The sequence below is a fragment of the Bradyrhizobium sp. YR681 genome (genome assembly GCF_000282615.1).
Lineage (GTDB): Bacteria > Pseudomonadota > Alphaproteobacteria > Rhizobiales > Xanthobacteraceae > Bradyrhizobium.
Genome location: NZ_AKIY01000074.1, coordinates 1 through 5673, shown reverse-complemented (window position 1 = coordinate 5673; position 5673 = coordinate 1). Strand labels below are relative to the sequence as shown.

General features: G+C 66.5%; 6 protein-coding genes. 1 reads left to right on the top strand and 5 read right to left on the bottom strand.

From position 1 onward, the window contains the following. Positions 1 to 17 precede the first annotated feature (17 nt). The 5 genes from PMI42_RS09080 to PMI42_RS09060 are packed head-to-tail and all read right to left on the bottom strand — an operon-like array spanning position 18 to position 4721. Positions 18 to 950, bottom strand: coding sequence for a polysaccharide deacetylase family protein (locus PMI42_RS09080; RefSeq protein WP_008132833.1), 933 nt, complete (start codon positions 948 to 950; stop codon positions 18 to 20). Positions 951 to 953: 3 nt separating this feature from the next. Continuing rightward, a complete protein-coding gene (locus PMI42_RS09075; protein WP_008132831.1) occupies positions 954 to 1754 on the bottom strand; it encodes an ABC transporter permease in 801 nt (266 codons plus the stop codon). Then, on the bottom strand, positions 1751 to 2614 hold the full coding sequence (locus PMI42_RS09070; protein WP_008132830.1) for an ABC transporter permease: 864 nt from the start codon (positions 2612 to 2614) through the stop codon (positions 1751 to 1753). Before PMI42_RS09070 ends, PMI42_RS09075 begins: the two co-directional genes overlap by 4 nt. Continuing rightward, entirely contained in the window at positions 2611 to 3690 is a 1080-nt protein-coding gene (locus tag PMI42_RS09065) for an ABC transporter ATP-binding protein (RefSeq protein WP_008132828.1), read from the bottom strand. The genes PMI42_RS09070 and PMI42_RS09065 overlap by 4 nt, the downstream gene beginning before the upstream one ends. Next, entirely contained in the window at positions 3687 to 4721 is a 1035-nt protein-coding gene (locus tag PMI42_RS09060) for an ABC transporter substrate-binding protein (protein WP_008132827.1), read from the bottom strand. The genes PMI42_RS09065 and PMI42_RS09060 overlap by 4 nt, the downstream gene beginning before the upstream one ends. A gap of 196 nt (positions 4722 to 4917) precedes the next feature. Between PMI42_RS09060 and PMI42_RS09055 the strand changes: the two genes are divergently transcribed. Further along, entirely contained in the window at positions 4918 to 5643 is a 726-nt protein-coding gene (locus tag PMI42_RS09055; protein ID WP_008132826.1) for a GntR family transcriptional regulator, read from the top strand. Positions 5644 to 5673: the final 30 nt, after the last annotated feature.

Genomic DNA, 5673 nt, shown 5'->3' with positions numbered 1-5673 from the left:
TGCGAGCGTCCCGCATTTCACCGTCGTCGCCCGCGGTCAATCACACCCCCTGCCGGCACCACCTCGCGCCAATGCCGCGCGATCGCCGCGCGCGGCGCGACCCAGGCCGCGCTGTTGCCCGCAATATGCGCCAGAATCCGGTCCAGCGCGCCGATCCGCCCGGGGCGGCCGATCATGCGCAAATGCAGGCCGATCGACATCATCTTCGGCGACGCATCGCTTTCACGCGTCAGCCACTCGAAGGCGTCGATGACGTAGTCGGCGAAATCCTGTCCGCTGAAGCGGCCAGCATTGTAGTACTGCATGTCGTTGGTATCGAACGCATAGGGCAGCACCAGATGCTGCTTGCCCGAGACCTCGCGATAGTACGGCAAATCGTCATTATAGGCGTCGCTGTCGTAGAGGAAGCCGCCGTCCTCGACCAGCAGCCGCCGCGTGTTCGGCGAGGTCGCCGAGCGCGTGTGCCAGCCGACCGGGCGCTGCCCGGTGACGCGCGCGATCGTCGCGACCGTCCTTGCGATGACCGCACGCTCGCTCGCTTCATCCATCTCGGCGTGGCTCTGCCAGCGCCAGCCATGCGCCGACACTTCGTGGCCCCGCGCGACAGCATCGCGCGCCAGCTCCGGCGAGCGCTCGACGGCGCGGCCGCAGGAGCTCACCGTCGCCTTGACGCCGTAGCCGTCGAACAAATCCATGATGCGCCACCACGCGGCACGCGTGCCGTACTCGAAATGGCTGTCGATGCAGGAATCCGGCCCGTCGAGCTTGTGCACGACCTCGTAGATTGCCTCGTTGCCCGCGTCGCCGTCATTGACGGAGAACTCCGAGCCCTCCTCAAAATTCACCACCAGCGACACCGCGACGCGCGCGCCGTTCGGCCAGCGCGGATTCGGCGGCTTGCCGCGATAGCCGGCGAAGTCGCGCTGCGAAGATTTTGGTTCGTTGCTCATGGATCAGTCCGAGGTTCCGGCCATGCGGTGCAGGCCGACGACGCGGTCGCTGACGAACAGCAGGATCACCGTGCCCAGGAGGATGAGAGTGGAAAGTGCCGCGAGCGTCGGGTCGGGCGCCTCCTCGATATATTGCAGCATCCGGATCGGCAGCGTCTTGGTGCGGACGTCGGCGAGGAAGATCGAGACCGGATAATTGTCGAACGAGGCCAGGAACGAGAAGATCCCCGCGATCAGGAACGACGGCGCCAGTGCCGGCACCATCACCCTCAGCACGCTGCCGGGATAGGTGCAGCCGAGCGTGCGCGCGGCCTCGATCAGGGTGAAGTCGAACCGGGACAGCCCCGCGATCATCGTGCGCGCGACGTAAGGCAGCGTGATGACGAGATGCGCGACCAGCAGCGTCGCCCAGGGCGCGGTGAAGCCGACCGCGCGAAAGCCCTGCAGCAGCGCGATGCCGAGCACGAGGCCCGGCATCATCAGCGGCGACACCAGCGCGGTGGCAAAGATGCCCGCACCCGGCAATTTTCCGCGCGCGATCGCGATCGCCGCTAGCGTGCCGCAGACCAGCGAGATCGCGGTCGAGAACAGCGCGATCTGGAGCGACAGCAACAGCGAGGGCCAGAAGCCGTCGAGCCGGCCGATCCGGCCATACCACCGCGTCGATGCGCCCGTCAGCGGCAGGTCGAACACCGGCGTCGGCGAGAAGCTGGCGGCGGCGATCACCAGCAGCGGCACGAGCAGGAACAGCGCCAGCCCGATCGCCATCACCCAGCAGACAATGATCGCGGCGCGGGTCATCATTTCGGCTCCCGCGACAGGCGCGCGCTCAGCGCGACGACGGCAATCGCGATTCCCAGCAGCACGACGCCGGCGGCAGCGCCGAAGCCGGGCTCGCGCGCCAGCAGATAGGCCTTTGCGATCGTGGTCGCGAGCGTCGGATATTTCTCGCCGATAAGCAGCGTCGGCACCACATAGGCGGAGACGGAGAGCGAGAACACCAGTGCGACGCCTGCGATGATGCCGGGCAGGGTCAGCGGCAGGATCACGTGAAAGAACGTCACGACCGGTGAGGCGCCGAGCGTGGAAGCGGCTTCCGCATAGCGCGGATCGAGCTGCGCCACGATGGCGTAGATCGGCAGGATCATGAAGGGCAGGAAGATGTTGACGGCGCCGACGATCAGCGCGGTCTCGGTAAAGATCATCCGGATCGGGTCCTCGATGACGCCGAGCGCTATCAGCGTCTCGTTGACGATGCCGTCGCTGCGCAAGAGGATCGTCCAGGCGAACGCCTTGACGATGACGCTGGCCGCAAGCGGCAGGAACAGCGTGGCGAGCAGGATCGCGCGCAAGGCGCCGCGGGCACGCGCCAGCGCGAAGGCGGCGGGATAGCTGATCAGGAAGGCGATCAGCGTGGTGAGCAACCCCAGCCGTAGCGAGTTCCAGATCACGCCGAGATAGTAGGGCGTGCCGAGCAGGCGCTTGTAGTGCGCGAAGGTCAGTCCATTGGCGTCGACGACGCTGACGCCGAGCAGCAGCACCAGCGGCAGTGCGAACACGCCGGCGATGATGACGAAGGAGGGCAGTACGAATCCGATCGCGGTGAGACGCTCGCGGTCCACTGCAGGCGCCGTCACCGGCGCGGGGAGGGCCGCCTCGGTCATCCCAACGCCTCCATCGGGAACGCAAAGGTCTCGGTCACGGGCCAGCTGAGGCGGATCTCGTCATGCACGCGCGGGATCGCGCCGTCACGCCCAGAGAGCTCGGCGAGCAGGCTCTCGCCGGCGCCGGCATCGACCTCGACCAGCGTGCGCGAGCCCTGGAACACCACGGAGCGGACGCGGCCGGCCGCGGAGTTGGCCTCACCCTGTTCACCAAGGCGAAGCTGTTCGGGACGCGCCGCGACGATGACGGGCGAACCTGCCTGGAAATTGCCGAGCGCCGAGAGGCGGCCGACCTTGGTCTCGACATCGACCTTGCCGTCGCTGGCCGCCAGCACGGTGCCGTGAATCCGGGTCGAGAGTCCGACGAAGTTGAGCGCGAACAGGCTGGCGGGCCGCAAGTAAAGCTCGCGCGGCTCGGCGAGCTGCTCGATCCGCCCCTTGTTCATGACCGCGACGCGGTCGGACATGGTCAGCGCCTCGTCCTGGTCGTGGGTCACGAAGATCGCGGTCGCGTTCACGTCCTGGAGCAGGCGGCGCAGCTCCACCTGCATTTCCTCGCGCAGCTTGCGATCGAGCGCGGACAGCGCTTCGTCGAACAGCAGCACGTCGGGCTCGACCGCGATCGCGCGCGCCAGCGCGACGCGCTGTTGCTGGCCCCCTGACAGCGCCGAGATGCGCCTGCTGGCGAGATGGCCGAGCTTGACCAGCGACAGTGCGCGCTCGACAGCCGTGTCGATCTCGCGTTTCGCCGTGCCACGCACCTTCAGCCCGAATGCGACATTGCCGGCGACGGTGAGATGCGGAAACAGTGCGTAGCTCTGGAACACCACGCCGACATTGCGCTTGTGCGGCGGCACATTGGTGATGTCGCGCCCGGCAAGCTCGACCTTGCCCGCATCGGGCTGCGCCAGCCCCGCGATGGCGCGCAGCAGCGTGGTCTTGCCGCAGCCGGAGGGGCCGAGCAGCGTGACGAGCTCGCCGCGGCGGATGGTGAGGTCGATGTGATCGAGCACCGTGGTCGGCCCGTAGCGCTTGGAGACGCCGCGGACGACAAGATGCGGGCTGCTCTCGCTCATGTCATCTCCTTGCTCCAGCGGTCCACCCAGCCCGCGCGGTTCTTGGCGACGAACGCCCAGTCCGGCGCGAACAGCGAAGCGGGATCGGGAAAACCCGCCGGCGTCGGCGTGCCCTTGTTGGTCGGGGCAACGAACGCCTTGTCGGCCAGGATGGTCTGCGCCACCGGGCTCAGGAAGAAATCGATCACGGCATCGGCAAGATCGCCGGCAGGGGCACCTGCCACCTTCGCGATGCCCGACGGCATGGCGAAGCCACCGTCCTGCGGCACGGCGAGATCGACCGGCGATCCCTCCGCCTTGCGTATCAGCGTGTAGGCCGAGAACTGCCCGCCGATCATCCAGGCTTCGCCCTGCTCCATCAGATTGATGGCCTGCGGCGCGTTGGTATAGACGTTGAGCAAATTCGCCTTCAGCTCCTTCACCTTCTTGAAGGCGGCGTCGATCTCGTATTGCGCCTCCTTGTAGGGTTTTCCGGTTTCGAGATGCGCGGCCGCGAGCAGCGTCCAGAAACCTTCGGTGTTGGAGAGCGAGGGCACGATCACCCGCGAGGCATATTTCGCGTCCCACAAATCGGCCCATTTCGCCGGCGCCGTCTTCATGCGCTTGGTCGAATAGGCGATGCCGGCCCAGGGCCTCTGGTAGTTCGCCCACATGCCGTCCTGGTGCACAGAGCCGTCCACGAGCTTGCCGAGGTTGGCGATCGAGGAGGCCGACATTTTGGTGATCAGGCCGTCTGCCGCTGCCGGCAGCATCACGGGATCGTCCATGATGACGACCGAGATCTTTGGCGCCGCCTTGTCGGCCTGCATCTTCTGAAGATTGGTCAGGGAGTTGGTGCCCTCATAGAGCACCTTGCAGTCGAGCTTCTTCTCCAGCACCGGAAACAGGTCGGCGTTGAAATACTTTGCGGCGCCCGCGGGCCCGCCGATGACGATCTCCTTGGGCGCGGCGCGCAGCCGCGCCGGGGCTGCCAGAACCGCGGCGAGGGCCGCGCCGGATGTCAAAACGCTGCGTCGGGAGGGGGTGTGCATGGGCGTGTCCCGTTTGTTGTGCGTAAAGCTTGCACCGAGACTGCAGCAAGCGTCATGCCAAATGTGCACATTTTACGATTATGCAGTAATATCAATAGGATGAATCTGAAGTCGCGGCGCAGCCAGCGCAGCGGCGCGGTAGATGTGCACATTTTTTGGAGGTGACGCTGCGCATCCTTTGGGCCTAGCTAGCGCCATGGCGACGCAGAAGAGGCGAAACGGCAAAGCGAATCCGGCAGAGGACGAGGCGGTCTATCAGGCCATCCTGCATGCCCTGCTGGAGGGCAAGCTGAAGGCGGGCGTGAAGCTCGCCGAGCCGCCGCTCGCCGACATCTTTGGCGTCTCGCGCGAGCGTATCCGGAAAGTTCTGCACCGGCTCGGCGCGGAACGGCGGCTGGAGATGATCCCCAACCGCGGCGCCCGCGTGCCGCGCCCGACCCTCGATGACATCAGGAGCGTCTACGAAGCCCATCGCGTGCTCGAAGCCGGCGTGCTGACGCAGCTCGTCCGTCTCGTCGACGATGCTCTGATCGACAGACTGACCGCGCATCTCACTGAGGAGCGCGCAGCCGCAACCCGCGGCGACCGCGCCGCGTCCGTGCGGCTGTCGGGCGCCTTCCACGTCCATCTGGTCGAGGCGCTCGGCAATGCCGAGCTGACGCGCTTCCTCGCCGACCTGCTCAGCCGCTCCTCGGTAATGGTCTCGGTCTACGAGCCCGCCACCGATTCGATCTGCGCGGTGGACGAGCACGGCGCCATCGTCGAGGCGTTGCGCGCCCGCGACGTCGCGCGGGCGATTGCCGTGTCGCGCGAGCATTTCCTGCATGTGGAGAGCCGCCTGCATCTGGATGATGGGGTGCCGGCAGCCGAGGATTTGGCGGCAGTGTTCGGGGCGGTGAAGCCGAAGCGGCGGAAGCGTTAGTTTTTCACGCCGCTCTTTCCTCCGTCATTG